Origin of the sequence: Microbispora rosea (assembly GCF_044460045.1) — a bacterium.
Classification (GTDB): Bacteria; Actinomycetota; Actinomycetes; order Streptosporangiales; family Streptosporangiaceae; genus Microbispora; species Microbispora rosea.
This window is the reverse complement of the sequence record NZ_JBITJO010000005.1, coordinates 532,407-557,894: the sequence shown is the minus strand read 5'-3', so window position 1 is coordinate 557,894 and position 25,488 is coordinate 532,407. Positions and strand designations below refer to the sequence as shown.

The window sequence follows — 25,488 nt, the reverse complement described above, 5'->3', positions numbered from 1 at the left end:
GGATGCACAATGACGTCATTCACGATTGACGTGACGTCAGAGTGGCGTCATAGTTGAGCCATGGATCTGATGCCATACGTCGAGAACCTCCGCCGTCAGCTCGCCGTCGCCGCCGAGGCGGGTGGGCCCGACGCCCGCGCGCTTGCCGAACGCCTCACGAGCGCCCTCGAATCGGCGACCAGGCTCACCCTGCTGGAGGCGCTGTCGGCGGCGGCGGACGAGATCACCCGTGATCTCGCACCGGGCTCGGTCGACGTGCGGCTGCGCGGCGGCGACCCGGCGTTCGTGGTGACGCCACCGCAGCCGGGCACGTCGCCGGAGGGCACGACCGGCGGGACGGAACCCGCGCCGCCGGCAGCACCGCCCGGAGCACCGGAGGCCGTCCCGCCCGCCGGTCTGCCGTCCGGCGAGGAGGGCGGCACCGCGCGGGTCACCCTGCGGCTGCCCGAGCACCTCAAGGTGCGGGTGGAGGAGGCGGCCGCCCGGCAGGCGATCTCGGTCAACGCCTGGCTGGTCCGCGCCGTCTCCGCCGCGTTCGAGCCGGGCGCCGGAAGTGGTCACGCCGACCGGCCGCAGCAGCCCCGCAGCGGGCGCAGCTACACCGGCTGGGTGCGCTAGCGGCGCCCGGCCTCGTCACCCGCCACCACTCTTCGCCCGGCCCCGAGGCCGGGATGTTTCACCGGACCCGTGAGGAGGGCTCCGCCATGCCTGCTTTCGACACCCCCGAGCCGATCATCGCCGACATCCAGATCTACATGGGCCAGGTCCGCGTCCACGCGAGCGACCGCGCCGACACCGTGGTGGAGGTGCGCCCCAGCACCCCGTCCAGCGAGGCGAGCGCGCAGGCCGCCGAGCGGATCATCGTCGAGTTCTCCGCCGGACGGCTGCTGGTCAAGGACCCCAAGCCCAAGGCCCTGCGATACCTGCTGCCCTGGCGCGGCTCCATCGAGGTGACCGTCGAACTGCCCGCCGGCTCCCGCGTCGAGCTCCAGGGCGCCGCGGAGCTCATCGCCACCGGCCCGCTCGGCCAGACCGTCCTGCAGAGCTCGTACGGCGACCTGCGCCTGGAGGAGACCGGCCCCCTGGAGATCAAGGCGTCGTACGGCGACATCTCCGTCGACCGGGTGATCGGCCCCGCAGAGGTGACCACCTCCACCGGGACGATCCGGATCGGAACCATCGACGGCCCCGCCGCGCTGAGAACCTCCACCGGCGCCATCACTCTCGGCGAAGCGGCCGGTGACCTGCAACTGAAGACCGCCCACGGTGACATCGTCGTCGACCGCGCGCAGGCAGGCCTCACCGCCAGGACCGCGCACGGCGGGATCCGGGTGCACGCGGCGGTGAGCGGCGCCATGCACCTGGAGACCGGCTACGGCAAGGTCGGCGTCGGCATCACCGCGGGCACGGCCGCGTGGCTGGACCTGCACTCCAAGAACGGCGTGGTGCGCAACACCCTCGACGCCGCGGAAGGCCCCGAGACCACCGACAGGGTCGTCGAGGTGCACGTGAACACCAACTGGGGCGACGTCGACATCCACCGGTCCTGACCTCCGAACACGATTGAGGAGACCCCCTATGAGCGACGCGATCACGGCCGAAGGACTTGTCAAGAGATACGGCGAGGTGACCGCTCTCGACGGGCTGAGCTTCACCGTCCCGCGAGGGACGGTGCTCGCCCTGCTCGGCCCGAACGGCGCCGGCAAGACCACGACGGTGCGGGTCCTGACCACCCTGCTGCGTCCCGACGGCGGCCGCGCCACCGTCGCCGGGTACGACGTCGTCGGCGACGCCCGGCGGCTGCGCTCGTCCATCGGACTGTCCGGCCAGTACGCCGCCGTCGACGAGCACCTGACCGGCGCCGAGAACCTGGAGATGATCGGGCGGCTCTACCACCTGGGCGCGAGGCGCAGCAAGGCCCGCGCCCGCGAGCTGCTCGAACGCTTCGACCTCACCGACGCGGCGGACCGCCCGGTGAAGGGCTACTCCGGCGGCATGCGCCGCCGCGTCGACCTCGCCGGCGCCCTGGTCGCCGACCCGCCGGTGCTGTTCCTGGACGAGCCCACCACGGGGCTGGACCCCCGCGCCCGTGCCGCGTTGTGGGACACCATCTCGGAGCTCGTCGCGGCGGGCAGCACGCTGCTGCTCACCACCCAGTACATGGAGGAGGCCGACCACCTCGCGGACCAGATCATGGTGGTCGACCACGGCCGCGCCATCGCCCGCGGCACCGCCGACGAGCTCAAGGACCAGGTCGGCGGCAGCCGCATCGAGCTGACCGTGACCGACGCCGCCGAGTTGGAGACCGCCCGGCAGGCCCTCGCCCGGTTCGCCGCCGGCGCCGTGCGGACCGTGCCGGAATCGCTCCAGATCACCGTCGCGGTCACCGACGGTCCCGAGTCGCTGCGCCAGGTCCTCGGCCTGCTCGCCGACGCCGGAGTGCGGGTGCGCGACGCCGGCCTGCGGCGGCCCACCCTCGACGACGTCTACCTCACCCTGACCGGGCACCAGGCGTCCGGCACCGACCCCCAGGCCCGGGAGGCCACCCGATGAACGCGCTCACCATGCCCATCGCCGACGGCTGGACCATCGCCAGGCGCAACACCCGGAAGATCAGGCGCTCGCCCGACCTGCTCGGCTCCGCGATCATGTTTCCGATCGTGTTCGTGCTGATGTTCGCCTACGTCTTCGGCAGCGTCATCGATGTCCCGGGGATGTCCTATCGGGAGTTCCTGCTCCCCGGCATCTTCGTCCAGGCCGTGCTCGTGAGCGCGCAGGTCACGGGCTACACACTGACCCTGGACCTGCAGAAGGGGATCTTCGACCGGTTCCGCTCGCTGCCCATGGCCCCGTCCGGGGTGCTGATCGGCCAGACCGTCAGCGACCTGCTGATGAACCTCGCCAGCCTGGTCGTCATGGCGGTGATGGGACTGATCGTCGGCTGGCGGGTGCACACCCCGCCGCACGAGGCCGTCCTCGGCTTCGGGCTGCTGCTGCTGTTCGCCTACGCGTTCTCCTGGTTCACCGCGACCGTCGCGCTGGCGCTGCGCACCCCGGAGAGCTTCAACAACATCGCCACCACGCTCTCCTTTCCGCTGATGTTCGTCTCCAACGCCTTCCTCGACAGCTCCGATCTGCCTGCGCCGCTCCGCGTCGTCGCCGAGTGGAACCCCGTCTCGACCATCACCCAGGCCGCGCGTGAGCTCTTCGGCAACACCAGCGCCGCGATGAAGACCCCGGACGCCTGGCCCCTGCAGCACGCCGTTCCCGCGTCGCTGCTCTGGATCGCCGTCATCCTGGTCGTGTTCATCCCGCTGGCGACGCGCCTCTACAAGAAGGCCGTCAGCGCCTGACCACCCGCGCCGGCGACGGGCGCGGCCCGGTCAGGGCTTGCGGGCGACGGCCCCCAGGATGCCGGAGTCGCCCGGGTCCGCCGGCACCTCCCATGGAACGTCGGGCCGCCACGCCTGCACGGGGACCAGGCCGGGCTCCAGGATCTCCAGCCCGTCGAAAAAGGACGCGATCCGCGCCAGGGACCGGCCCGCAAGCCCGCCGGACGAGGTCGCCGAGTAGACCTGCTTGCTCGCCTCGACGACCTCCTCCTGGATGTCGCCCTTGTAGATGTGCGACAGCACCAGGTGGCCGCCCGGGACCAGCCGTTCCCGGATCTCCGCCACAGTGCGGGCGGCGGTCTCGTCCTCGGTCACGAAGTGCAGCACCGAGACCAGGAGCACGGCGAACGGCCGGGTGAAGTCGATGTGGGCCCGCACCTCCGGGTCGTCGAAGATGGCGCCGGGGTCGCGCAGGTCGCCGCTCATGACGATCGTGTCCGGGTTGTCGGCCAGCAGCGCCCGCGCGTGGACGAGGACGACCGGGTCGTTGTCCACGTACACGACGCGCGAGCCCGGGGCGTGCCGCTGCGCGACCTGGTGGACGTTCTCCTGGGTGGGCAGCCCGGCGCCGATGTCGATGAACTGGGTGACGCCCGACTCGGCCAGGTGCCGCACGGCGCGGCCGAGGAAGCCGCGGTTCTCCCGGGCGATCTCCCGCCCGTCGTTGCCCATCTGGCGGCCGATGGCGAGCATCTTCTCCGCGGCCTCGCGGTCGGACGGGAAGTTGTCCTTGCCGCCCAGGTAGTAGTCGTACATCCGGGCGACGCTGGGGACGGCGGGATCGATGCCCGCCGGTGCGTATCCGAAGTCGTCCATACGTCGCCCCTCCTCGGTGGGATCGCTCCCACGATGCCGTACGACGAAGATCATCCCCCGAGATTCACCCGCGGGCAACAGGGCAGCGCCCTGGTGACGACCTCAGGAGGACGCATGACACCACGCATGACCCTGACGGCGGCGGTGCTCGACGCACCCGACGCACGCGAGCTGGCGCTCTTCTACCAGCGGCTGCTGGGCTGGCCGATCGGCGACGACGAGCCCGGATGGGTGACGCTGCACCCGCCCGGCGGCGGGACCGGCCTGTCGTTCCAGACCGAGAAGCGGTACGAGCGGCCCGTGTGGCCCGCGGCGTCCGGGGAGCAGCAGATGATGCTCCATCTGGACATCGAGGTGGACGACCTCGGCACGGCCGGGGCCCACGCCGTCGAAGCGGGCGCGACCCTCGCCGGCCACCAGCCGCAGGACGACGTGCGGGTCTACCTCGATCCGGCGGGACACCCGTTCTGCCTGTGGATCAGGACGGGCTGACCGGCGCCCTGATGATCTGGCGGCGAGGACGGCGGGCGTGTGAAAGCGGATTAATGCGGGCGACACTCCACAGACGGTGACCGCGTAACAACGCCTGGTCAGACTTCCGAGGTATGAGCGAACCGAGAAATGCCGCCGACGGGGGCGGTCACGCGTCTCCCGGCCCGCATCCCCGGCACCCGCATCACCGGCGATCCTGGCGGCGGGAGGTCGCGGAGCTTGCCGCGCTCTTCCTCGCCGTCGGCCTCGCCCACGTGCTGACCACCCTGCTCGGCCACCGGGACCCCGGCCCGGTGGTCCTCGTCGGCCTCGGCCTGGCGCTGATCCTCGGCTCGGCCGTGCACCGGCGGCTGTCGGCGCCGGGAGCCGTACGGCCACGCCTACGGGTCAGGGCGGAGCAGCCCACGAGCCTGTGGCGGGTGCGCGCCAGGGTCGCCGAGCGCCCCGGCCGCCTCGCCGCGCTCGCCGGGGCGTTCGCGCGGCAGCACTGCAACATCCTCGCCCTGCAGATCGCGCCCGCCGGGAGCGCGTCGACGCTGCCGGAAGGCGGCGACGCCCTGGACGAGTTCATCGTCGAGGCCCCGGCCTCCCTGACGCCCCTCGACCTGTGGCGCGCGGTCGACCGGGCCGGCGGGGCGGACGCCGTCATCGTTCCCGCCCAGGTCAGGGACCTCATCGACCCCGGCATCCAGGCCCTGCTGCTGGGCCGGCGCGTACGCGACGACCCGGGCGAGCTGGTCGCGGCCATGACCGAGTTGCTGCGCACGGCGGACATCGGCAGGCCGGGCCCGGGCGAGCCCGCTCCCGGGGAAGGGCCGACCGTGATGATCATCCCCGTGCCCGGCGGCGGCGTGCTGGTGGCGCGGCGGCCGGACCTGCCGTTCACGCCGACCGAGACGGCGCGGGCCGCCGCGCTGGCCGCGGCGGCCCGGCACCGTCAGTGGGCGGACGAGTGAGCTGATCCGGACGGGCGCGCCGATCCTCAGCCCGCCGCGTCGAGCCGGCCCAGCTCCTCGGGCGACAGCTCCAGGTCCACCGCCTTCACCGAGTCGAGGATCGTCTCCGGCCGCGACGAGCCGGGGATCGGGATCACCACCGGCGCCTTGGCCAGCATCCAGGCCAGGCACACCTGCTGCGGGCTCACGTTGTGGGCCCGCGCCACCTCCGCGAACGGCGCGAAGCGCGAGCCCAGCTCGCCCGCCTGGGAGATGCCGCCGAGCGGGCTCCAGGGCAGGAACGCGATGCCCATCTCCGCGCACAGCTCCAGCTCCGGCTCGCTGGAGCGGAAGGACGGGGAGAACTGGTTCTGCACGCTGACCAGACGGCCGCCGAGGATGTCGTTGGCCTGGCGGATCTGCTCGGGGTTCGCGTTCGAGATGCCGGCATAGCGGATCTTGCCCGCGTCCAGCAGGTCGCGGATCGCCCCGACCGAGTCCGCGTACGGCACCCGCGGGTCGGGCCGGTGGAACTGGTAGAGGCCGATCGCGTCGACGCCCAGCCGCTTGAGCGAGGCGTCGCACGCCTGCTTGATGTAGTCCGGCGAGCCGTTGAGCGTCCACGAGCCGTCACCCGGACGCAGGTGGCCGCCCTTGGTGGCGACCAGCACGTCCGAGGTGTCGCCGTCGTAGCTCGCCAGCGCCTTGGCGATCAGCGTCTCGTTGTGGCCCACCTCGTTCGCGTGGAGGTGGTAGGCGTCGGCGGTGTCGATGAGCGTCACCCCGGCGTCCAGGGCCGCGTGGATGGTCGCGATAGAGCGCTGCTCGTCGGGCCGCCCCTCGATGGACATCGGCATGCCCCCGAGACCGATCGCGCCGACCTGCACGTCGCCGATGCGGCGAGTCCGCATAAGAAGATCCCCCTTCGAAGTGACACAGATCAGAGTTCTGTGTCCTATCCTGCGGATTCGGCATTAAGCCGTCCAACAGAAGATTCCGATCGCATTGAGCAGCGTGGGTGATAAGCGGTGGAGTTGCGGCAGCTCAGGTACTTCGTGGCGGTCGCCGAGGAGAGCCATTTCACACGAGCGGCCGATCGTCTGCGCATCGCGCAGTCCGGCCTGTCGGCCTCCATCCGGGCGCTCGAACGGGAGCTGGGCGCCGACCTGTTCCGGCGCAACACCCGGCAGGTGCGGCTCACACCCGAGGGCCGGGCGCTGCTGGTGGAGGCCAGGCGGGCACTCGCCGCGAGCGACGCGGCCCGTGACGCCGTGGCCGCCGTCCAGGGCCTGCTGCGCGGATCGCTGTCCATCGGCTCGCTGCAGTGCCTGCACGCGGTCAACCTGCCGGCCGTGCTCGCCGGGTTCGTGGAGTCCCATCCCGGCCTCGACATCCGGCTGCGCCACGGCGGCTCGGGCGAGCTGATCGAGCAGGTGCGCGAGGGCCGCCTCGACCTCGCCCTGGTGTCCCGTCCGGCGCACGAGCCCGACGACGTCGTGGTGACCCCCCTCGCGGCCGAGCCGCTCGTCCTGGCCTGCGCGCCGGGGCACCCGCTGGCCACGCCCGGGAAGGTGGGGCTGAAGGCGCTGCGGGGCGAGCGGTTCGTGGACTTCCCGCCCGACTGGGGCACCCGGACGCGGGCCGACGAGGCGCTCGCCGCCGCCGGCGTCGACCGCCATGTGGCCCTGGAGGTCACCGACGTCCACTCCCTGCTCGATCTCGTGGGGAACGGCCTCGGCGTCGCCCTGGTCCCCCGGTCGTTCTCCGCGAAGACCGCTCGCGTGCGCTTCCTGGAACTCGCCGACCCCGTTCCGATGTGGGAGACCGTGGCGGTGAGCGGAGCGCCCGGCGGCGCCGCGGCGGCGGCGCTGCTTGACAAAATCCACCACGCCTCACATTGACTTTCTAGTCAAAAATCACCCAAATTGGTATATAACACGTCATAAGCCTTCGGGGTTCGGCCCCAGGGCCCCGAACAGCCGACGACCACGAAGGCGACTCCCATGAGCGTGCACGTCCACGTCCGACTCAACGACGGTTACGCCGTCACCGAGGACGGCCAGCTGCTGGAGCGGAGCAGTTGCCACTGCGGCGCCTCCTGGGAGACGACCTACCAGGTGGACGAGGGCGAGCCCGAGAGCATCTGACCACCGCGGCCGCTCCGCCGGCGGCCGCCCGACCTCACCGGTCGCCGCGGGCGATGATCTCCAGCAGCGCGCGGTGCGTCTCCCGGTCGGCCGCCACGACGAGCCCGCCCGCGCCGGTGTGCAGCGGCTCCCCGTGGATGCCGGTCACCACGCAACCGGCGGCCTGGCACAGTGCGATCCCGCTCGCGAAGTGCACGCTGTCACGCAGGTGGCCGTCGGTGACGTACGCGGCGCGCCGGCCGGCGGCGACCCACGCCACCGCCAGGGTGGTGGAGACGACCCGCGGGCGGAAGCGCTCGGCGAAACCCGGGTCGGCGAGGAGCCCGGTGGCCCGGAAGGCGGGCGCGTTCGGGAACGGCGGATCGAGGTTGACGTCCACCAGTCGCGACTCGGCCGACGGCCTGAGCCGCTCGTCCCCGGCCTCGCGGCGGACGTACGCGTGAGCGCCGTCCGTCCAGAACGCCTCACCGGCGAAGGGGTCGGCGCAGGCCGCCGCCGTGACGGCGGAGCCCGCGCGCAGGGCCACGTTCACCGCGACGAGCATGGTGCGCGCGGCGTAGTTCAGCGTGCCGCACAGGGGATCGACCAGCCACATGCGCTCCGCGTCGTCCCGCCCGGTGCGGCCACTCTCCTCGCCCGTCACGGCGTCGTCCGGACGAGCCGTGCGGATGACGTCGAGGATGGCCTTCTCCGCTTCGATGTCGGCGGCCGTGGCGAAGTCGTCCGGGGACTTGGCCACGCGCGTCAGCGATGTCCCCCACATGGCGCGCACGACGGCTGCTCCGGCCTGCGCCGCCGTCAGGGCCAGTTCCTCGTCTGTGATCGGCACGAGGACAGGACTACCACGACCCCCGGCGGCTTCGTGAGGCGCGGTGCGGCCCTCTCCCCAAGGCGATCGGTTCTCACTAGTCTGATCCAGAAGTTTCCTCTGTTCAGGTGCTGGAGCCGCTCATGTCCCCCGCCTCGCCGGATGTCGCCCTCGCCCGCCGCCAGTCGCTCGCGGACCTGCTCCGGCGCTCCGCCCGGCGGCATCCCGCCCGGCTGGCCGTCGCGGACGCCGCGCAGGTTCGCACCTACGCGGAGCTCGACGAGGACGTGACGCGGGTGGCGGGCGCGCTGACCGCCCGGGGCGTGCGTCCCGGGGACCGCGTGGCCGTGCTGTCGCGCAACAGCGTGGACTACGTGCGGACCGTCTTCGGCGTGGCCCGCGCCGGGGCCGTCCTCGTGCCGGTCAACTTCATGCTCGGCGCCGACGAGATCGCCTATGTCCTGTCCCACTCCGGCGCGGTCGCGCTCATCGCGCAGGACGCGCTGCTGCCGGTGGCGCGGGACGCGGCCAAGCAGGCCGACGGGCTGCGGCTGCGCATGGTGTACGGCACGGCGCCCGAGGAGGGCTGGGAGCCGTTCGACGCGTTGCTGGTGGAGGACGCGGCCGAGCCGGTCGTGCCGATCGGGCCCGACGACCCCGCGCAGATCCTCTACACCTCGGGCACGGAGTCGCGCCCGAAGGGGGCCGTGCTGTCACACGCCGCGCTGATCGCCCAGTACGCGAGCTGCGTCATCGACGGCGGCATGACCCGCGACGACGTCGAGCTGCACGCGATGCCGCTGTTCCACTGCGCCCAGCAGCACTGCTTCCTGGTGCCGGACATCCAGCTCGGCGCCTCCAGCCACATCCTTCCCGGGGCCGACCCGGCCGCCGTGCTGGAGGCGATCGAGCGCCACCGCGTGACCAAGTTCTTCGCGCCGCCCACGGTGTGGATCTCGCTGCTGCGCCACCCGGACTTCGGCCGGCGCGATCTGTCCTCACTACGCAAGGGCTACTACGGTGCGGCGATCATGCCGGTCGAGGTGCTGCGGGAGATCGGCGAGCGGCTGCCGGACGTGCGCCTGTGGAACTTCTACGGCCAGACCGAGATGGCGCCGGTCGCGGTGATGCTCCAGCCGGAGGACCAGATCCGCAAGGCGGGCTCGGCCGGCCAGGCCGCGCTGAACGTCGAGACGCGGGTCGTGGACGCCGACGGGAACGACGTCCCTCCCGGGGAGATCGGAGAGATCGTGCACCGCAGCCCGCACGCGATCCTCGGCTACCTGGACGACCCCGGGAAGACCGCCGAGGCCTTCCGCGGCGGCTGGTTCCACTCGGGCGACCTCGGGGTGATGGACGAGGAGGGCTACCTCACGGTCGTCGACCGGATCAAGGACATGATCAAGACCGGCGGGGAGAACGTCGCCAGCCGCGAGGTCGAGGAGGTCGTCTACGAGCATCCGGCGGTCGCGGAGGTGGCCGTCGTCGGGGTCCGCCACCCGAGCTGGATCGAGGCGGTCGTCGCGATCGTGGTGACCAGGCCGGGCACGACCGTCACCGAGGAGGAGCTGCGGGCCCACGTGCGGGCGCGGCTGGCCGCGTTCAAGGTGCCCAAGGCCGTCGCGTTCGTGGACGCGCTGCCGAAGAACCCCAGCGGCAAGATCCTCAAGCGCGAGCTCAGGGACCGCCACGCCGCCCTGGCCGGCCGCATCCCCGGCGCGCGGCTTCCGGGCGGTCAGGAGGGGTAGCCGTAGCGGCCGTGGAGGCGGACGAAGCGGGCCAGCATGAGAACCTGGCGCGGTTCGAGGCCGATGACCGTGCGCTCGAACAGCACGACCTCCTCCCGGCCGCCCGTGCCGATGGGCTGCACCAGGCGTCCGCCGAGCCGCAACTGCTCCACCAGCGGCGCGGGGACCGTGGGAAAGGCGGCCGAGACGATGACGGCGTCGTAGGGGGCCTGCTCGGGCACCCCCCGGCCGCCGTCGCCGACGAGCACCTCCACGTTGCGGATGCCCTGCCGGGCGAGATTGCGGCGCGCCCCGCGCACCAGGTCGGGCCACAGCTCGACGCTGACCACGTCGGCGGCCATACGGGCGAGCAGCGCGGTCTGGTAGCCGAGACCGCTGCCGACCTCCAGCACGTGCTCCCGGCCGGTCAGGCCGAGTCCCTCGATCATCGTGGCCGACAGCGACGGCTGGGTGGTCACCTGCCCGTGCGCGATGGGGATCGGCACGTCCTCGTACGCGTGGGCGACGTGTTCGGCGGGGACGAAACCGGCCCTCGGGGTCGAGCGCACGGCCCGGAGCAGGCGCTCGTCGCGCACGCCCACCGCCCGGACGGCCCGGACGAGGTCTTCGGGACAGGCGGCTGCGGTCACGTCCACCACGCTCACGTTCGGCGGTGAGCGGCGCCGTCCCCCGCGGCCCGCTCATCCCCGGTGATGCCCCCGCAGCCGCGCCGGAACCCCAGCCCGCGCCGGAACATGAGCCTGCGCCGGAACACCAGTCGCACCCGAACCTCGGCCGCGTCCGAACTCAGCCGCGCCGGAGCTCAGACGTGCCGGAACCTCAGCCCGCGTCGGCGGCGAAGGTCACCTCCGCTGTGCCGACGGTCCCCCCGCGGCGGCCGGGGGCGCTCTGCCACTGCCAGTAGAGGTTCGTGTGCGCGATCACCTGCTCGGGGGACGGCGCGCCGTAGGCGGTGAGGTCCTCGGTGGTGTGCGCGTCGCCGACCAGCGTCACGTCGTATCCCCGGACGAACGCCCCGTGGAGGGTCGAGCGGATGCACGCGTCGGTCTGGGCGCCCGTGACGACGAGACGGCCCACCCCGCGCTCGGCGAGCAGCGCCTCCAGGTCGGTGTCCTCGAACGAGTCGCCGTACCTCTTGTGGACGAGCGGCTCCGCGTCCTCGCGGACCAGCTCGGGCACGTACTGCCAGTTCTCGCTGCCCTGCTGGAGATCGTGGTCGTCGGAGTGCTGCACCCAGATCACCGGCACGTCCTCCGCGCGCGCCTTGCCGATCAGGGTGTCGATGTTCGCGATCACCGCGTCGCGGTGGGGGGCGCCGGCCACCACGCCGTTCTGGACGTCGACGACCAGCAGCGCGGTGTTCGGGCGATCGGCAAGAGTGGTCATGGGATTCCCGTTCTCGTCGCGGACCTCGTGTCGTCTCACCCTAGAACCGGCCACCGACATTCAGCCTGCGTACGAAGCACCCCAAATTGGAGTGCTACATACCGATTTGCTAGCGTCTGGGGTGTGCGGTTGACGAAGTTCACGGACCTGGCCCTGCGTGTCACCATGCGCCTGGCGGTCCTGGACCCGGGGGCGTCCCTCACCACCCGCCAGGTGGCCGACGCGATGGCGATCCCCTACAACCACACCGCCAAGGCCATCGCCCGCCTGCAGCACCTCGGCATCGTGGAGGCCCGCCGGGGACGCGGGGGCGGCCTGGAGCTGACCGAGTTCGGCCGTACGGCCTCGATCGGCTGGTTGGTCCGCGAGCTTGAGGGAGAGGAGGAGGTCGTCACCTGCGAGGGGGAGATCCCCTGTCCGCTGCGGGCCGTCTGCAGCCTGCGCGGGGCGCTGCGCGGGGCGCAGCAGGCCTTCTACGCCTCCCTCGATCCCATCACGGTGGACCAACTGACCTCCTCGTCGACGAGGCCGGTGCTGCTCAGCCTCTCCTGACCTGCACAAATGGGAAGAACAAGCAGGTTCATGGCGTTAAATTTGCATCTTAGATACCAATTTGGAGGATCTCATGCTCTCCCCGGAGTCGGCCGCGACCATCCGCGCGACCCTGCCCGTGATCGCGGGCGCGATCCAGGACATCACCGCCCGCTTCTACGACACCATGTTCGCCGACAACCCCGAGCTGCTGCGCGACCTGTTCAACCGCGGCAACCAGGCCAACGGGGAGCAGCGCGTCGCGCTCGCGGGCTCGATCGCCGCGTTCGCGACCGTGCTGGTGGAGCGTCCTGGGGAGCTTCCCGGCACGATGCTCTCCAGGATCGCCAACAAGCACGCCTCCCTCGGCGTCACCGAGGAGCAGTACGCCGTGGTGCACAAGTACCTGTTCGGCGCGATCGGCGAGGTGCTGGGCGACGCCGTGACGCCCGAGGTCGCCCAGGCGTGGGACGAGGTCTACTGGCTCATGGCCGAGACGCTGATCGGCCTGGAGCGTGCCCTCTACCGCGAGGCGGGCCGGGGCTGGACGCGGGCCACGGTGATCGAGCGCCGTGACGAGACGGCCGACGTGGTCGCCTTCCTCCTGCGCCCGGACCTGCCGATGCCCTTCCGGCCGGGTCAGTACGTCAGCGTGCAGGTGACGCTGCCCGACGGGGCACGGCAGATCCGGCAGTACAGCCTGTCGAACGCCCCGCAGCGCGGCGACTGGCGGATCACGGTCAAGCGGGTGCGCGACGAGGGAGCACCCGAGGGCGAGGTCTCCAACTGGCTGCACGGGCATGTCCGGGCCGGTGACGTGCTCTCGGTGTCCGCGCCCTTCGGCGACCTGACCCTGCCCGAGGGCGACGGCCCGCTGCTGCTCGCCTCGGCGGGGATCGGGGTCACCCCCATCCTGTCGATGCTCGACCACCTGGCCGCCACGGGGTCGGAGCGACGGGTGCTGGTCGTGCACGCCGACCGCTCGCCGGACGCGCACGTCCATCGCGAGGAGCTCGCGGACCTGGTCGCGGCCCTGCCCGGCGCCACCCTCCACCGGTGGTACGAGGACCTGCCGCTGGACCAGGTGGACGACGCGGCGCACGCCGCCGGCCATGTCACCGGCCATGTCGCCGGCCATGTCACCGCGCTGGGCCGGGCCGACCTGTCGGCGATCGACCTGCCCGGGGACGTCGTGGCCTGCCTGTGCGGGCCGCTGCCGTTCATGCGGGCCGTGCGCGCGCAGCTGGTCGAGCTGGGCGTGCCCGCATCCGGCATCCACTACGAGGTGTTCGGCCCCGACCTGTGGATCGCGGCCGCCTGATCCGGTGACCGGCCCGCCGCCCGCCCGCGGCGGGCCCTCCCACCGCGCCTTCTCACCGGGCCTTCTCACCGGGCCCTCTCGCCGCGCTTTCCCACCGCGCTTTCCCACCGGGCCCGGTCAGCGCAGCAGGCCGACGCCGACGTAGCCGTCCACGCCCGGGATCCTCGGCAGCCTCGGCTCGTCGGGCTCCGGCCGCCACTCCTCGGTCACGATCAGACCCGGTTCCACCAGGTCGAATCCGTCGAAGAACCGCAGCAGCTCCGCGTGGGTCCGCGGGGTGACCGCCCCGGCGGAGGTGTTCTTGTACAGCTCGCGTCCCTCGCGGATCTTCTCCTCGTCGAGGTCGCCGTACGACAGGTGGCTGATGGCCATCGCGCTACCGGGGGCGAGCCGGTCGCGCAGCGTGGCGACGATGCGCTCGGCGTCTCCCGTGTCCGGGACGAAGTGCAGCACGGCCACCATGAGCAGGCCCACCGGCTTGCCGAAGTCGATGTGCTCGGTGATCCGGGGGTCGCCGAGGATGGCCTCGGGCTCGCGCAGGTCGCCGTCCACGACGATCGTCTGGCTGTTGTCTGCCAGCAGGGCCCGGCCGTGGGCCAGCACGATCGGGTCGTTGTCGACGTAGACCACCCGCGCGTCGGGGGCTTCGCGGAGCGCGACCTGATGGACGTTCTCCTGCGTCGGCAGCCCGGCGCCGATGTCGAGGAACTGGCGGATGCCCTCCCGGGCCATGAGGGTCACGGCCCGGCGGAGGAAGCGTCTGTTGGTCTGCACGCCTTCACGCGCGTTCGGGGTCAGCTCGATGAGCTTCTCGGCCGCCGCCCGGTCCACGGCGAAGTTGTCCTTGCCGCCGAGGAGGTAGTCGTAGATCCGGGCGACGCTGGGGATCGTCACGTCGATTCCCGGGGGACCCTGCTCCATGTTCATCCCTGCCCCTGATGCGCTCGTACCTTGATCAACGGTATCCGATAAGTCGGAATTCGGCGCGTCAAAGGCGGAGTTGACCGGCACGCGCCGAGGACACGGCCGGTCAACCCCGTAGCACGGCGGGCCCCCTCAGTCCCCCGCCGGGCGCTCACCCCCCGGGGTGCCGGCGACCAGGATGTCGACCGGGCCCGTCGTGACAGGAGCGGTGACGACCGGGTCGGTGATGAAGTCGCGCATCCAGTGGAAGCTGGCCTTCGGCGTGCGCACCTGGGTGTCGTAGTCCACGTGCACCAGCCCGAACCTGGCGGAGTAGCCCCGCGCCCACTCGAAGTTGTCCATCAGCGACCAGCAGAAGTAGCCCCGCACGTCCGCGCCGGCCTCCATCGCGTCGCGGGTCGCGGTCAGGTGGTCGCGCAGGTAGTCGATGCGCCCGCTGTCCTCGATCACGCCGTCGTCGCCGTACCCGTTCTCCGTGATGTAGACGGGCGGCAGGTCCGGATAGCGGGAGGTCAGCCCGACGAGGGTCTCGTACAGCCCCTCGGGCTCCACCACCCAGCCCAGCCCGCTGGTGCGCGCGTCCTCCGGCGTGACCGTGCGCACGCCCAGGTCGAACGCCGAGCGCAGGGCAGGGTCGGCCTCCTCGTACGGCGCGGCCTCCACGTGCAGCCGGTAGTAGTAGTTCACCCCGAGGAAGTCCAGGGGCGCGCCGATGACGTCCAGGTCGCCGTCCCTGCGGAAGGAGAAGTCGGTGATCCGGCCGAACGTCTCCCCCATGTCGGCGGCGTAGGTCCCGCCGAACAGCGGTTCGGTGAACTGCCGGTTGACCAGCAGATCCATCCGCCGCGCGGCCCGGACGTCCTCCGGCGAGGAGGTCACCGGGACGGTCGGCGACATGTTGAGCGTCACCCCGATCTGCTGACCGGGCCGGGCCATCTCGCGCAGGCGCGCGACGGCCAGGCCGTGGCCGAGCAGCAGGTGGTGGGCCGCGGCCAGCGCGCCGTGCCCCTCCTTGGCGCCCGGCGCGTGCCGGCCCTCGCCGTAGCCGACGATGGACGAGCAGTAGGGCTCGTTGAGCGTGATCCAGTTCGAGACCGAGCCGCCGAGCGCCTCGTACATCACCTCGGCGTAGTCGGCGAAGCGCTCGGCGGTGTCGCGGACCCGCCAGCCCCCGCGGTCTTCCAGCGCCTGCGGCAGGTCCCAGTGGTAGAGGGTCACGTACGGCTCGATTCCGCCCTCGCGCAGGGCGTCGACGAGCCGCCGGTAGAAGTCGAGCCCTCGCCGGTTCACCGGTCCGCGGCCGTCGGGCAGCACCCGCGGCCACGCAACGGAGAATCGGTAGGCCCCCGCCCCCAGGTCTTTCATGAGATCGACATCCTCTTGCCAGCGGTGATAGTGGTCGCAGGCGAACTCACCCGACTCGCCCCGTGCCACCGCGCCGGGCACCCGGCAGAAGGTGTCCCAAATCGAGGGCCCCCGGCCATCGGTGTCGACGGCCCCCTCTATCTGGTACGCCGCGGTGGCCGTGCCCCACACGAAGCCGGCGGGAAAGGTCCGCGGCATGGCGAGGCGTTCGTCGGTCGCCGTCATTCCGTCTTTGCTCCAGGTTCCGTGCCCGCTTCGGTGAACAGCCCGGGCACGGCGGCATGCCGTGCGGGCGATGGGACCGTTCCCCCGAAGGCCGCGGGACCCGCCGAGCCGTACGGCGGGCACATACGCGGGCAGACGGAGTTCCGCAGCGGACACCTGAACTCCCTCGCAGGAGAAAGGGAAGCGGCTGCGAGACACGATGGCGGCCGGGCCCGTGGCAACGAAAAAGCGCCAGCCGATGTCCGCCATCACACATAAGAGGACGGGACGTTGTCAAGTCACGAAAACGTGACGGGAGGAAATTCCGCTTACTGGTTGACGTGCTCACCTGCGGTTGCCTATTTTGGGGAAACCGGTTGCATGAAACCGGTTACAGCGAGATGCGATAGCGTTTGGTCCGTGGCAACGATCAGAGAGCTGGCGCGCCTGTGCGGCGTGTCTCCCGCGACCGTCTCCCGCGTGTTCAACAACCCCGAGGTGGTGAACGCGAATACCAGGGAGCAGGTTCTGCGGACGGCCCGCCAAATCGGCTATCTGCCCAACGAGTCGGCCCGCACCCTGGCCACCAAGAAGTCCTTCATGGTCGGCCTGGTGTGGGACACCGACCATCGCCGGCCCGGCTGGCGGCATCCGTTCTTCCAGGAAATCCTCATCGGCCTGAAGACGGCGCTCAGCGGGCGCGGATATCACCTTCTCATGCTCGCCACCAGCGGGGACACGGGCGGGGAGAGAGCGGAAGACGCCTACGTGCGCGCCGTGCGCAGGCACAACCTGGACGGCGTCGTGATGATCGACAGCGGCACCTGGGATCCCTCACTGCGGCGGCTGTCCGAGTCGGGCATCCCCTGCGTCAGCCTCGACCGTCCCGTCGAGGGTTCCCGCGCCACCTATGTGACCTCCGACAACGCGGGCGGCGCCCGCCTGGCCGTACAGCACCTGCACGAGCGGGGACGGCGGGCCATCGCCACGATCACCGGCCCGGCGCACACGCGCCCGGGCGCCGAGCGCCTGCGGGGCTACCAGGACGAGCTGTCCCGGCTGGGGCTGCCGCACCGGCCCGAGTTCGTCATCGAGGGCGACTTCTACCTGTCGGGCGGCCACGCCGCGATGCGCCGCCTGCTGGAGGCGGACGATCGGCCCGACGCCGTGTTCGTCGCGGGCGACGAGATGGCCGTCGGCGCGCTGCGCGCGATCGGCGAGGCCGGCCTGAAGGTGCCCGAGGACATCGCCCTGGTCGGGTTCGACGACATCGAGGTGGCCGCGCTCGTGCCGCCGGGCCTGACGACCGTCGCCCAGGACAAGGCGGGGTTCGGCACCGCCGCCGCGGAGGCGGTGGTCTCCATGATCAACGGTGCGGACACCCCGCCGCCCCGGGTCCTGCCGACGACACTCGTCGTACGCGGCTCCAGCACGCCCCCGCTCTGACCCGCTTCATCCTCGGCCGGTCCATGCGTACGGCTCACCGGCGGCGAAGCCGGGCGTCCTGCAGCGCGGGCGGCGTGGTGGCGTAGTTGTCCTCGGGGTTGAGGTCCGTTCCCGGCGGCACGATGGCGTCGATGCGGTCCAGGATGTCGTCGGTCAGGTCCACGTCGGCGCCGGGGAGGAGTCCGTCGAGCTGGTCGGCGGTGCGCGGCCCGATCAGCACGGACGTGACGGCCGGGTGCGCGCGGGCGAAGGCGACCGCGAGTTGCGGCAGCGTCATGGCGGCCTCGCCGGCGAGGGCGGCGAGCTCCGTGAGCGCGGCGGCCTTGAGCCTGCCGGTCGGCGTCTCCGGGTCGTACCGCGACGGCTGGGACGAGGCCCGGTGGCCGGTCGTGAGATCGGCCCGGCCGGACAGCCATCCGCCGTTGAGGGGGCTGAAGGTGAGGACGCCGAGCCCGTGGCGCTGGGCGGTCGGGAACACGGCGCCCTCCGGCTTGCGGGTGAACACGGAGTACATCGACTGCTCGGTCAGGAACCGGTATGTCCCCGTGCGCTGCGCCGTCCACTGTGCCTCCGTGATCAGCTCCGCGGGGAACATGGAGGAGCCGAACGCCCGGATCTTCCCGGCGCCGACGAGGTCGGTCAGGGCCGACAGCGTCTCGCCGACGTCCGTCTCATGGTCGGGGCGGTGCATCTGGTAGAGGTCGATGTGATCGATGTCCAGGCGACGCAGGCTGTCCTCGACCGCGCGGACGATCCACCGACGGGAACCGCCTCGCCGGTTGGGGTCCTCGCCCATCGGCAGCCCGAACTTCGTGGCGATGACGAGGTCGTCGCGGCGGCCCTTGATCGCCTTCCCGACGATCTCCTCACACTCACCCCGGGAGTAGACGTCGGCGGTGTCGATGACGTTGATGCCGGCGTCGAGTGCGCGGTGGATGACGCGGATCGCATCGTCGTGGTCGCGGTTTCCCATGCTGCCGAACATCATCGCGCCGAGGGAGAGCTCGCTGACGGACATTCCGGTGGCGCCGAGAGTTCTGCGTTTCATGTCGTATGCCTTCTGGGTTCGCGGGGCTGCTGACCTGTTCATCCCACCAAGCCGGCCCGCCGTGCCGTGAACCCGATCCTGCCGCCGCCTTGCACGATCCTGTCAATCTCGCGCGCCGGGCTCCCTCGGGCATGGTGATGTCAGCCGGTCAGGGCTGGTTGACTGACGCGCATGGACCTGCTTGACGAGATGCGGAGGCTGATCACGCGCCACACCGCCGTCGGCCTTCGCAGGGGGATCGTGGACGGAGTGACCATCGCGTCCGTGGACCGGCCCACGTTCCCGGTCGGCACGTTCTCCACGCCGTCGCTCGCGATCGTCGCGCAGGGCGTCAAACGCACGGTGCTCAACGGGGTCCCGTACGACTACCGCGCCGGGCAGTACCTCGTCGTGTCAGTGGACCTCCCGGTGATCGGCCAGGCCCTGGAAGCCAGCCCGGACAAGCCGTTCGTCGTCTTCAGCATGTCCCTGCGCCCGGCGGACATCGCGCCGCTCCTGCTGGAGGCGAGCGCGGCCGGCAAGCCCCCGGCGTTCACCGGAATGGCGGTGAGCGACGCCTCACCGGAGTTGCTGGATCCCGTCGTACGCCTGCTGCGCATCGCGGACCGGCCGGACGACCTGCGCGTGCTCGCGCCCGGATACCAGCGGGAGATCCTCTGGTGGCTCATCAACGGTGACCAGGGGGCGCTCGTGCGGCAGATCGGCCTCGTCGACGGCAATCTCGCGCACATCTCCCGGGGAATCCGCTGGATCCGCGAGCACTACCGGGAGCAGCTGTCCGTCACGGATCTGGCAGGGCTCTGCGGGATGAGCGCGTCGTCCTTTCACCGGCACTTCCGCGCGGCGACGTCGATGACGCCGGTCCAGTTCCAGAAGCAGATCCGTCTCCAGACGGCCCGCACTCTGCTCATGACCCGGTCGGGGAACGTGGCGGACATCGGCTATTTCGTCGGTTACGAAAGCCCGTCACAGTTCAGCCGCGAGTACCGCAAGGTCTTCGGGGCCTCTCCCGGCCGGGACGCCGCGCAACTGAGCGCCATGGCGCAGGAGGACACCAGGCGGGAGCTGGTGGACGAGCCGGCCTGACCCCATCGCCGCCTCCTACCGTATGCTGTACGGTACAGCGTACGAAGAGAGAAAGGGCCGAGTGCGTGTACGAGCCGAGCGACGAGGAACTGAAGAGCGTCGAGGACTGGTTCGCCCAGTACGACGCGCTCGCCGAGCAGGGGACGATCGAGCGGCTGGCCGACCTCGCGGTCTTCCCGATGAACCTGGCCACCGACGTGCCGGGCGGCTTCGCGGCCGTACGGCAGTGGACGCGCGAGGAGTACGTCGAGGCGATGCGGGAGGCCATGGGCGGCGGGACGGCGGAGCTCGGCATGGAGTCGGTTCGGACGCCGCACTTCCTCAGCCCCAACCTCGTGTTCGTGGAGACCACGGCGACGATGACGGTCGAGGGCCGGCAGGAGAGCATGCACTACGGCGACCTGCTGGTGCGCACCGAGGAGGGGTGGGCGTTCCAGACGATGGCCCAGGGCGGCTGGGGTCACGGCTGGCCTCCCGCCAGGCGCGGCTGACCGGCCCGGCACTGCCGGTCCCGCCCAAGGCGGGCGAGGGGGCGAAGCCTGGGTGAGGGGGGCGATGCGGGCGCACTCCGGACAGTTGTATAAGCTTCCTATGCAATTCACTTCCCGTCCGGAGGAACACCAGTGTCCGTCACCCCGAGCGCCGATCCCCCCGAGGAGCCCCAGGCGGTCGCCGCCGTCCTGGACGAACTCGCGGTGCTCACCGTGCGGCGGCTGTCCGTGCAGGGCGACCTCAGCCTCACGGCCGCGACGACCCTGTCGTACCTGGACCGCAACGGCCCGCAGCGGCTGAGCGTCCTGGCCGCGCGCCAGTCCGTCACCCAGCCGTCGATGACCCAGCTCGTGCAGCGCCTTGAACGTGAAGGCCTGGTGTGCAGGGCGGTCGACGACCTCGACGGCCGCGCGGTGCGGGTCAGCGTCACCGACGACGGCCGGGCGCTGCTGGCCGAGCGGCGCCGCCGGCGCAGAGAGCGGCTCACCGAGATGCTCGGCACGCTGTCCCCCAGCGAGCTACGCGAGCTGACGCGGGTCGCCGGCGAGTTCCTCCCCCTGCTCCGGCGCCTGCTCGAGGGCACGGCAGACGAGTAGGGATCAGGGCGCTCCCCCTCGCTTCTTCCCAGGAGGTCCGGTGAGCTCTGCTCATGCCCCTGTCTCCAACCCCTTCAAGCAGCCGAAGGCGGTCTGGGCGGTCGCCTTCGCCTGCGTGATCTCGTTCATGGGGATCGGGCTGGTGGACCCGATCCTGCCCGCCCTCAGTACGAAGCTGCACGCCACGCCCAGCCAGGTGTCGCTGCTGTTCACGAGCTACCTGGTCGTCACCGCCGTGGCGATGCTGGTCACCGGCTGGGTCTCCAGCCGCATCGGCGCCAAGCGCACCCTCATCGTGGGCCTCGCCCTGATCGTGGTGTTCGCCGCCCTCGCCGGGACGTCCGGCAGCATCGGCGGCATCGTCGGCTTCCGCGCCGGCTGGGGCCTCGGCAACGCCCTGTTCATCGCCACCTCGCTCGCCGTCATCGTCGCGTCGAGCAGCGGCGGCTTCGCCGGAGCGATCATCCTGTACGAGACCGCGCTCGGCGTCGGCATCGCGGTCGGGCCCCTGCTGGGCGGCGTACTCGGCGGCATCAGCTGGCGCGGCCCGTTCTACGGCGTCGCGGTCCTGATGGCGATCGCGCTGATCGCCACCGTCACCCTGGTGCGGCCCACGCCCACACCGGCGAAGAAGACCGGCATCGCGGCCCCGATCAAGGCCCTGCGTCACCGCGGCCTGCTCATCCTGGGCCTGACCGCGCTCTGCTACAACTGGGGCTTCTTCACCGTGCTGGGTTACGCGCCCTACCCGATGGAGCTCGACGAGCACCAGCTCGGCCTCGTCTTCACCGGCTGGGGAATCCTCGTCGCGATCTTCTCGGTCTTCGGCGCCCCGCGGCTGCAGGCCCGCTTCGGCATCGCCCGCACGCTGTACGCCAACCTCGTGCTGTTCAGCCTCGACATCCTGGTGATCGCGCTGTTCACCGACAACCGGATCGTCGTGATCTGCGGCGTGATCGTCGCCGGCGTCTTCATCGGCGTCAACAACACGGTCACCACCCAGGCGGTCATGACCATCTCGCCCGTGGAGCGGCCCATCGCCTCCGCGTCGTACGGGTTCATCCGCTTCATCGGCGGCGGCCTCGCGCCCTTCGTCGCGGGCAAACTCGCCGAGCGCCTCGACAGCCAGCACGCGCCGTTCTACTTGGGGGCCGCGGCCGTGCTCCTCGGTGCGCTCGTCCTCACCACCGCGCACCGGCAGCTCGGCGAGGCCGAGCGCGCCCAGGCGGCCGAGATGGCCGCCACCGAGCCGGCCGTCGCGCGACGGGAGGAACTGGAGGAGGAGGCCCTGGCCGAGGACCTCGGCTCGGCCACCTGATCGAGACGCCGGGGGGCCGGGCGCGGCGGCCCTCCGGCGCTGCCCGTACGCCGCTCGTCCTGCCCATGCCCTCGCCATGCCCCTGCCATGCCGCCGTCACGCCGGACGGCCGCCGCCGGGGCAGCGCGATTTCCGAGCACTCCGGGGACCGGGGACGCGAGGGCCGGGTCAGATCCGCGTGAGCAGATCGGGAGTGAGCGCGGCGGATCCCCGGCAGCCGGAGAGGGCCAGCGTGAGGTCGGTCTCCGCCAGCACGCAGCGGATCACGTGCTCCACCCCCGCCTGCCCGTCCAGGCCCAGCCCGTACGCGTACGGGCGGCCGAGCAGCACGGTCCTCGCGCCGAGCGCGAGCGCCTTGACCACGTCGTCCCCGGTGCGGATGCCGCCGTCGAACAGCACGGTGAGCCGGTCGGCCACGGCGTCGGCGACGGCCGGCAGGGCGTCGGCCGCCCCGATCGAGCCGTTGACCTGGCGTCCCCCGTGGTTGGAGACGACGACGCCGTCCATGCCCGCGTCGGCCGCCAGACGGGCGTCGTCCGGGTGCAGGACGCCCTTCAGCACGATCGGGCCGTCCCAGTGCTCGCGCAGCAGCGCGAGGTCCGGCCACGTCTTGCCCGGGTCGCCGAACATCCCCACGAAGTGCAGGACGGCGGCGTTCGGGTCCTCGTGCACCGGCCGGGCGAGCCCGGCCTGGAACGCCGGGTCGGTGAAGTAGTTGGCGGTGCCGACGCCGCGCAGGAACGGCAGGTAGGCCTGGTCGAGATCGCGGGGCCGCCAGGCCAGCAGCGGCGTGTCGAGGGTGACGACCAGCACGGTGAACCCCGCTGCCTTGGCCCGGGCAAGGAAGCTGAGGCTGACCTCGCGATCCTTGCCCCAGTAGAGCTGGAACCACCGCTCGCCGTCGCCCATGGCCGTCGCGACGTCCTCCATCGGCGTGCTGGAGGCCGACGACAGGATGAAGGGCACGCCCGTCGCGGCGGCCGCGCGGGCGGCGGCCCGCTCGGCCTCCGGATGCATGATCGACAGCACGCCGATCGGCGCGAGCGCCAGCGGCGCGGGCAGCCTCCTGCCCAGCACGGTCACCGACAGGTCGCGTTCACGCACGTCGCGGAGCATCCGCGGCACGATCCGCCAGCGGTCGAGCGCCTCGCGGTTGGCGCGCTCGGTGCGCCCGCTGCCCGCGCTGCCGGCGACGTAGCCGAACGGGCCGGGCCCGAGCCGCCGCTCGGCCATCTCCTCCAGCCGGGTCAGATCGGTCGGCAGCCGGGGCACGGCACCGGTCATGCCGTTGAGGTAGATCTCGTACTGGAAGTCCGCCCAGGTGGTCATCGTCGCCCTCGTTCCGCCGCCGAATCGACAGCGGCACGCTACCGAATCACCGCCCAAAAACTGACAAGTTGGTCATACCGGCTCACCGGGGTCCGGGGGCGCGGCGGAAGAGGAAGGGCTGACTCTCCCGGCCCGGCACGACGAACCAGCACTCGCCGGTGCCCTCGCTCGCCAGCAGCGAGAAGAACGCCTCGACGACCGTCTCGACGTCGAGGATCGGGAACTTCATCTCGTCCAGCAGCGCCTTGATGTCGCCGTCCAGGATCCCGGTGTCCGCGAACGACGGGCACAGCCCCTGCACCCGGACGCCGAGGGGCTCCAGCTGCGGGCCGAGCGAGCGGACGAGCCCGACGACCGCGTGCTTGTTGGCCGCGTAGACGGGATCCTGCGGAATGCCCACGATCCCCGCCATGCTGGCGGTCGCCACGATCACGCCCCCGGCCCGCATCGCCGGCAGCGCGGCGTGCACGCCGAAGACGACGCCGTCGAGGTTGATCCCCATCACGCGCCGGTAGCGGTCGAGGTCGAAGTCCTCGCCGAGCCCACAGCCCGAGGCGACGCCCGCGTTGAGGAAGGCGAGGTCGAGCCCGCCGTGCCGCTCGACCGCGAGCGCGACCGCGGCCTGGTTGTCCTCCAGCCGCGACACGTCGGTCCGGACGAAGGCAGCGCCGATCTCCTCGGCGGTGCGCGCGCCGGCCTCGGCGTCGACGTCCGCCAGCACCACGTGCGCGCCGTACTCCGCCAGGCGGCGGGCCACACCCGCGCCGATGCCGCCCGCGCCCCCGGTGACGAGCGCGACCTTGCCGGAGATGTCGTCGATGTTCACAGCGGCAGCCCTCCCGTCGCGGACCTGGTCGAGCCGGTGGCCCGATAGGCCTCGATAGTGCGTTCGGCGATGCGCATCTGGTGGATCTCGTCGGCGCCGTCCGCGAACCGCGCCCATCGCGCGTGCTGGAACATGTGCGCCAGCGGGGTGTCGGTCGAGTAGCCGAGCGCCCCGTGGACCTGGATGGCCCGGTCGACGATCCGGTTGAGGCTGTTCGCCACGAAGTGCTTGGCCATCGAGACCTCCGTGCGGAAGTCCTCACCCTTGTCGATCTTCGAGGCGGCGTGCAGGACCATGAGCTTGCACTGGTAGAGCTCCATGGCCGAGTCGGCGATCATCCACTGCACGCCCTGCTTGTCGGCGAGCAGCGACCCGTGGCTGAACCTGTCCAGGGCCCTGCCCACCATCATGTCAAGGGCCGTCTCCGCCTGCGAGATCCACCGCATGCAGTGCGCCAGCCTGGCCGGGCCGAGGCGGTACTGCCCCAGGCGGTGGCCGTTGCCCCGCCCGCCGAGCACGGCGGAGTCCGGCAGGCGCAGGTCGGTGATGACGATCTCGCTGTGGCCGGTCGAGCCGTGCATGGTCTCGATCTCGCGTACGTCGTTCCAGCCGTCGGCCGGCAGGTCCACCAGGAAGGCCGTGTTGGCGCCCCGCGCGCCCTCCGGCAGGTCGAACTCGGTCTTGGCGATCAGGATCGCGAAGCTCGCCCTGCGCGCGTTGGAGATGAACCACTTGTGCCCGTTGATCACCCACTCGTCGCCGTCCTTCACGGCGCTCGTGCGGATGAGCGTGGGATCGGAGCCGGCCACCTCGGGCTCGGTCATCGCGAAGCACGACATCTTCACGCCGTCGAGCAGCGGCCGCAGGTAGCGCTCCTTCTGCTCGTCGGTGCCCCAGTGCAGCAGCGTGTGCATGTTGCCCTCGTCGGGGGCCGCGCAGTTGAGCACCCACGGTCCGAGCCTCGTCTTGGCCGCCTCGGCCTGCACCATGGCCAGCTCGACGTGGCCGAGGCCCATGCCGCCCCACTCCTTGGGCATGTGCGGCAGCCAGAGCCCCTCCTGCCTGGCCTTGCGGCGCAGGTCGAAGATCGTGCGCAGGTACTCCTCACGGGTGAGGACCTTCTCCTCGGAGTCCTCGAACGGCTTGACCGCCGGGATCACAGTCTCCTGGACGAACGCCCGCACCCGCGCGCGTATCTCCTCGTGCTCGGGGGCGAGCGTGAAGTCGATGGCCATGATCCTCCCTCGGGCACGGTAATGCGGCTGACACGTCAAATAA

27 protein-coding genes are annotated in these 25,488 nt (G+C 71.5%); 16 read left to right on the top strand and 11 right to left on the bottom strand.

The genetic code is table 11. The features are described 5' to 3' along the window. Positions 1-60: 60 nt before the first annotated feature. From ACIBK1_RS24530 to ACIBK1_RS24515, 4 genes are all read left to right on the top strand, one after another. Positions 61-618 (top strand): toxin-antitoxin system HicB family antitoxin, encoded by a 558-nt coding sequence (locus tag ACIBK1_RS24530; RefSeq protein WP_030511782.1) that lies wholly within the window; start codon positions 61-63, stop codon positions 616-618. Positions 619-704: 86 nt separating this feature from the next. After that, a complete protein-coding gene (locus ACIBK1_RS24525) occupies positions 705-1,550 on the top strand; it encodes a DUF4097 family beta strand repeat-containing protein (RefSeq protein WP_396737916.1) in 846 nt (281 codons plus the stop codon). A gap of 28 nt (positions 1,551-1,578) precedes the next feature. After that, a complete protein-coding gene (locus ACIBK1_RS24520; RefSeq protein ID WP_357323653.1) occupies positions 1,579-2,553 on the top strand; it encodes an ATP-binding cassette domain-containing protein in 975 nt (324 codons plus the stop codon). Continuing rightward, positions 2,550-3,353, top strand: coding sequence for an ABC transporter permease (locus tag ACIBK1_RS24515; protein ID WP_396737913.1), 804 nt, complete (start codon positions 2,550-2,552; stop codon positions 3,351-3,353). The genes ACIBK1_RS24520 and ACIBK1_RS24515 overlap by 4 nt, the downstream gene beginning before the upstream one ends. Before the next feature lie 30 nt (positions 3,354-3,383). Here the strand turns inward: ACIBK1_RS24515 and ACIBK1_RS24510 are convergent, their stop codons facing one another. After that, positions 3,384-4,208, bottom strand: coding sequence for an SAM-dependent methyltransferase (locus ACIBK1_RS24510; RefSeq protein ID WP_363403643.1), 825 nt, complete (start codon positions 4,206-4,208; stop codon positions 3,384-3,386). 114 nt (positions 4,209-4,322) lie between these two features. Between ACIBK1_RS24510 and ACIBK1_RS24505 the strand changes: the two genes are divergently transcribed. Continuing rightward, a complete protein-coding gene (locus tag ACIBK1_RS24505) occupies positions 4,323-4,700 on the top strand; it encodes a VOC family protein (protein WP_396737910.1) in 378 nt (125 codons plus the stop codon). 113 nt (positions 4,701-4,813) lie between these two features. Then, the gene (locus ACIBK1_RS24500; protein ID WP_396737907.1) at positions 4,814-5,656 is read left to right on the top strand and encodes a hypothetical protein; all 843 of its coding nucleotides are present in this window, start codon (positions 4,814-4,816) and stop codon (positions 5,654-5,656) included. 26 nt (positions 5,657-5,682) lie between these two features. Here the strand turns inward: ACIBK1_RS24500 and ACIBK1_RS24495 are convergent, their stop codons facing one another. Further along, the gene (locus ACIBK1_RS24495; protein ID WP_030511775.1) at positions 5,683-6,546 is read right to left on the bottom strand and encodes an aldo/keto reductase; all 864 of its coding nucleotides are present in this window, start codon (positions 6,544-6,546) and stop codon (positions 5,683-5,685) included. A gap of 117 nt (positions 6,547-6,663) precedes the next feature. On the opposite strand from ACIBK1_RS24495, the gene ACIBK1_RS24490 reads away from it, so the two are divergent. Continuing rightward, on the top strand, positions 6,664-7,536 hold the full coding sequence (locus tag ACIBK1_RS24490) for a LysR family transcriptional regulator (RefSeq protein ID WP_030511774.1): 873 nt from the start codon (positions 6,664-6,666) through the stop codon (positions 7,534-7,536). A 102-nt stretch (positions 7,537-7,638) separates the two neighbouring features. Beyond that, positions 7,639-7,782, top strand: a complete 144-nt coding sequence (locus ACIBK1_RS24485; protein ID WP_167769261.1) for a hypothetical protein — start codon at positions 7,639-7,641, stop codon at positions 7,780-7,782. 34 nt (positions 7,783-7,816) lie between these two features. On the opposite strand, the gene ACIBK1_RS24480 is transcribed toward ACIBK1_RS24485, so the two are convergent. Then, positions 7,817-8,611, bottom strand: a complete 795-nt coding sequence (locus ACIBK1_RS24480) for an inositol monophosphatase family protein (protein ID WP_030511773.1) — start codon at positions 8,609-8,611, stop codon at positions 7,817-7,819. Positions 8,612-8,718: 107 nt separating this feature from the next. Here ACIBK1_RS24480 and ACIBK1_RS24475 point away from each other — a divergent pair, with 107 nt between their 5' ends. Next, positions 8,719-10,338: a fatty acyl-CoA synthetase gene (locus ACIBK1_RS24475; protein WP_449566889.1), complete on the top strand. Its 1,620-nt coding sequence runs from the start codon at positions 8,719-8,721 to the stop codon at positions 10,336-10,338. Here the strand turns inward: ACIBK1_RS24475 and ACIBK1_RS24470 are convergent. Both ACIBK1_RS24470 and ACIBK1_RS24465 read right to left on the bottom strand, forming a co-directional pair. Beyond that, a complete protein-coding gene (locus ACIBK1_RS24470; RefSeq protein WP_231514153.1) occupies positions 10,326-10,973 on the bottom strand; it encodes a protein-L-isoaspartate(D-aspartate) O-methyltransferase in 648 nt (215 codons plus the stop codon). The two genes, ACIBK1_RS24475 and ACIBK1_RS24470, sit on opposite strands and share 13 nt — an antisense overlap. 184 nt (positions 10,974-11,157) lie before the next feature. Then, a complete protein-coding gene (locus ACIBK1_RS24465; protein WP_030511770.1) occupies positions 11,158-11,724 on the bottom strand; it encodes a cysteine hydrolase family protein in 567 nt (188 codons plus the stop codon). Positions 11,725-11,847: 123 nt separating this feature from the next. Here ACIBK1_RS24465 and ACIBK1_RS24460 point away from each other — a divergent pair, with 123 nt between their 5' ends. After that, the gene (locus ACIBK1_RS24460) at positions 11,848-12,276 is read left to right on the top strand and encodes an RrF2 family transcriptional regulator (RefSeq protein ID WP_396724509.1); all 429 of its coding nucleotides are present in this window, start codon (positions 11,848-11,850) and stop codon (positions 12,274-12,276) included. A 73-nt stretch (positions 12,277-12,349) separates the two neighbouring features. Continuing rightward, complete coding sequence (locus ACIBK1_RS24455; protein ID WP_396737903.1) at positions 12,350-13,576, top strand: globin domain-containing protein; 1,227 nt, start codon at positions 12,350-12,352, stop codon at positions 13,574-13,576. 117 nt (positions 13,577-13,693) lie between these two features. Here ACIBK1_RS24455 and ACIBK1_RS24450 read toward each other — a convergent pair whose 3' ends face one another. Together ACIBK1_RS24450 and ACIBK1_RS24445 are read right to left on the bottom strand one after the other, a co-directional pair. Further along, the gene (locus ACIBK1_RS24450; RefSeq protein WP_036408915.1) at positions 13,694-14,497 is read right to left on the bottom strand and encodes an SAM-dependent methyltransferase; all 804 of its coding nucleotides are present in this window, start codon (positions 14,495-14,497) and stop codon (positions 13,694-13,696) included. Between the two features lie 135 nt (positions 14,498-14,632). Continuing rightward, positions 14,633-16,090, bottom strand: a complete 1,458-nt coding sequence (locus ACIBK1_RS24445) for a GH1 family beta-glucosidase (RefSeq protein WP_396737900.1) — start codon at positions 16,088-16,090, stop codon at positions 14,633-14,635. Positions 16,091-16,489: 399 nt separating this feature from the next. On the opposite strand from ACIBK1_RS24445, the gene ACIBK1_RS24440 reads away from it, so the two are divergent. Then, positions 16,490-17,515, top strand: a complete 1,026-nt coding sequence (locus ACIBK1_RS24440) for a LacI family DNA-binding transcriptional regulator (protein WP_030511765.1) — start codon at positions 16,490-16,492, stop codon at positions 17,513-17,515. Between the two features lie 34 nt (positions 17,516-17,549). Here the strand turns inward: ACIBK1_RS24440 and ACIBK1_RS24435 are convergent, their stop codons facing one another. Next, complete coding sequence (locus ACIBK1_RS24435; protein WP_030511764.1) at positions 17,550-18,563, bottom strand: aldo/keto reductase; 1,014 nt, start codon at positions 18,561-18,563, stop codon at positions 17,550-17,552. Between the two features lie 171 nt (positions 18,564-18,734). On the opposite strand from ACIBK1_RS24435, the gene ACIBK1_RS24430 reads away from it, so the two are divergent. The 4 genes from ACIBK1_RS24430 (at position 18,735) to ACIBK1_RS24415 (ending at position 22,055) form a co-directional block, all read left to right on the top strand. After that, positions 18,735-19,649 carry an AraC family transcriptional regulator gene (locus tag ACIBK1_RS24430; protein ID WP_030511763.1) on the top strand — a complete coding sequence of 305 codons (915 nt, stop codon included), beginning with the start codon at positions 18,735-18,737 and terminating at the stop codon, positions 19,647-19,649. A 65-nt stretch (positions 19,650-19,714) separates the two neighbouring features. Continuing rightward, positions 19,715-20,140, top strand: a complete 426-nt coding sequence (locus ACIBK1_RS24425; RefSeq protein WP_396737895.1) for a nuclear transport factor 2 family protein — start codon at positions 19,715-19,717, stop codon at positions 20,138-20,140. 132 nt (positions 20,141-20,272) lie between these two features. Beyond that, positions 20,273-20,737, top strand: a complete 465-nt coding sequence (locus tag ACIBK1_RS24420) for a MarR family winged helix-turn-helix transcriptional regulator (RefSeq protein WP_396737892.1) — start codon at positions 20,273-20,275, stop codon at positions 20,735-20,737. A 40-nt stretch (positions 20,738-20,777) separates the two neighbouring features. Continuing rightward, positions 20,778-22,055 carry an MFS transporter gene (locus tag ACIBK1_RS24415; RefSeq protein ID WP_357317512.1) on the top strand — a complete coding sequence of 426 codons (1,278 nt, stop codon included), beginning with the start codon at positions 20,778-20,780 and terminating at the stop codon, positions 22,053-22,055. Between the two features lie 168 nt (positions 22,056-22,223). On the opposite strand, the gene ACIBK1_RS24410 is transcribed toward ACIBK1_RS24415, so the two are convergent. From ACIBK1_RS24410 to ACIBK1_RS24400, 3 genes are all read right to left on the bottom strand, one after another. Next, entirely contained in the window at positions 22,224-23,384 is a 1,161-nt protein-coding gene (locus tag ACIBK1_RS24410; RefSeq protein WP_030511759.1) for a lactate 2-monooxygenase, read from the bottom strand. 82 nt (positions 23,385-23,466) lie between these two features. After that, positions 23,467-24,210 carry an SDR family NAD(P)-dependent oxidoreductase gene (locus tag ACIBK1_RS24405; protein ID WP_363424748.1) on the bottom strand — a complete coding sequence of 248 codons (744 nt, stop codon included), beginning with the start codon at positions 24,208-24,210 and terminating at the stop codon, positions 23,467-23,469. Continuing rightward, entirely contained in the window at positions 24,207-25,445 is a 1,239-nt protein-coding gene (locus ACIBK1_RS24400; protein ID WP_396737888.1) for an acyl-CoA dehydrogenase family protein, read from the bottom strand. The genes ACIBK1_RS24405 and ACIBK1_RS24400 overlap by 4 nt, the downstream gene beginning before the upstream one ends. Positions 25,446-25,488 lie beyond the last annotated feature (43 nt).

Coding starts and splice junctions, on each gene's coding strand:
- ACIBK1_RS24530 (WP_030511782.1), top strand. CDS start 61: ATGGATCTGATGCCATACGTCGAGAACCTCCGCCGTCAGCTCGCCGTC.
- ACIBK1_RS24525 (WP_396737916.1), top strand. CDS start 705: ATGCCTGCTTTCGACACCCCCGAGCCGATCATCGCCGACATCCAGATC.
- ACIBK1_RS24520 (WP_357323653.1), top strand. CDS start 1,579: ATGAGCGACGCGATCACGGCCGAAGGACTTGTCAAGAGATACGGCGAG.
- ACIBK1_RS24515 (WP_396737913.1), top strand. CDS start 2,550: ATGAACGCGCTCACCATGCCCATCGCCGACGGCTGGACCATCGCCAGG.
- ACIBK1_RS24510 (WP_363403643.1), bottom strand. CDS start 4,208: ATGGACGACTTCGGATACGCACCGGCGGGCATCGATCCCGCCGTCCCC.
- ACIBK1_RS24505 (WP_396737910.1), top strand. CDS start 4,323: ATGACACCACGCATGACCCTGACGGCGGCGGTGCTCGACGCACCCGAC.
- ACIBK1_RS24500 (WP_396737907.1), top strand. CDS start 4,814: ATGAGCGAACCGAGAAATGCCGCCGACGGGGGCGGTCACGCGTCTCCC.
- ACIBK1_RS24495 (WP_030511775.1), bottom strand. CDS start 6,546: ATGCGGACTCGCCGCATCGGCGACGTGCAGGTCGGCGCGATCGGTCTC.
- ACIBK1_RS24485 (WP_167769261.1), top strand. CDS start 7,639: ATGAGCGTGCACGTCCACGTCCGACTCAACGACGGTTACGCCGTCACC.
- ACIBK1_RS24465 (WP_030511770.1), bottom strand. CDS start 11,724: ATGACCACTCTTGCCGATCGCCCGAACACCGCGCTGCTGGTCGTCGAC.
- ACIBK1_RS24455 (WP_396737903.1), top strand. CDS start 12,350: ATGCTCTCCCCGGAGTCGGCCGCGACCATCCGCGCGACCCTGCCCGTG.
- ACIBK1_RS24450 (WP_036408915.1), bottom strand. CDS start 14,497: ATGGAGCAGGGTCCCCCGGGAATCGACGTGACGATCCCCAGCGTCGCC.
- ACIBK1_RS24445 (WP_396737900.1), bottom strand. CDS start 16,090: ATGACGGCGACCGACGAACGCCTCGCCATGCCGCGGACCTTTCCCGCC.
- ACIBK1_RS24435 (WP_030511764.1), bottom strand. CDS start 18,563: ATGAAACGCAGAACTCTCGGCGCCACCGGAATGTCCGTCAGCGAGCTC.
- ACIBK1_RS24430 (WP_030511763.1), top strand. CDS start 18,735: ATGGACCTGCTTGACGAGATGCGGAGGCTGATCACGCGCCACACCGCC.
- ACIBK1_RS24410 (WP_030511759.1), bottom strand. CDS start 23,384: ATGACCACCTGGGCGGACTTCCAGTACGAGATCTACCTCAACGGCATG.
- ACIBK1_RS24400 (WP_396737888.1), bottom strand. CDS start 25,445: ATGGCCATCGACTTCACGCTCGCCCCCGAGCACGAGGAGATACGCGCG.